At 24.2% G+C, this 475-nt stretch carries 1 pseudogene; it reads right to left on the reverse strand.

Annotation, left to right across the window (positions count from 1 at the left end):
• Nucleotides 1–32: 32 nt before the first annotated feature.
• Nucleotides 33–137: pseudogene (locus HMPREF3264_RS12530) on the reverse strand (ABC transporter permease); the annotation flags it as partial.
• Between the last annotated feature and the right edge of the window lie 338 nt (nucleotides 138–475).

A 475-nucleotide genomic window follows, 5' to 3' on the forward strand; every position in this document is an offset into this window, starting at 1 on the left:
AAATGCAAAATTATAGAGTGCGTTGAGTTACATTAGACATTTTTCTTTTTAAAGACAAATACTACGAGAATTAAGAAAATAATAATATAAATAATATTACCAATAAACAACTCATGTAATTCTAATTTTGTAAATTTTTTGGTTCTGTTGCAAAGTTTAAAAATACGTATTTAGTCCCATGTTAAAATAATCTTTTGTGTCATTAAGCTAGCCAGTTAAGAGAATGCTGACATGATAAAATAACGATTAGCTATATTTTTTGGGTTTGCAAAAAACAGTTTTTTAACATAATTACTGTATCGATACAGTCGGATAAATTTCATGCCCTTTTACTTAATAAATGTATTATGATGTATTAAATAATATTTAAGAGGGGGAATTGTATTGAATAGAAATTATGAAGTATTTAAAGGAATAAAGTATGCTGAAGCAGAACGTTTTAAAAATTCTAAAATACTTAATTTTATTCCTAAAA

The sequence above is a fragment of the Staphylococcus sp. HMSC62A08 genome (assembly GCF_001839105.1).
Classification (GTDB): domain Bacteria; phylum Bacillota; class Bacilli; order Staphylococcales; family Staphylococcaceae; genus Staphylococcus; species Staphylococcus caprae.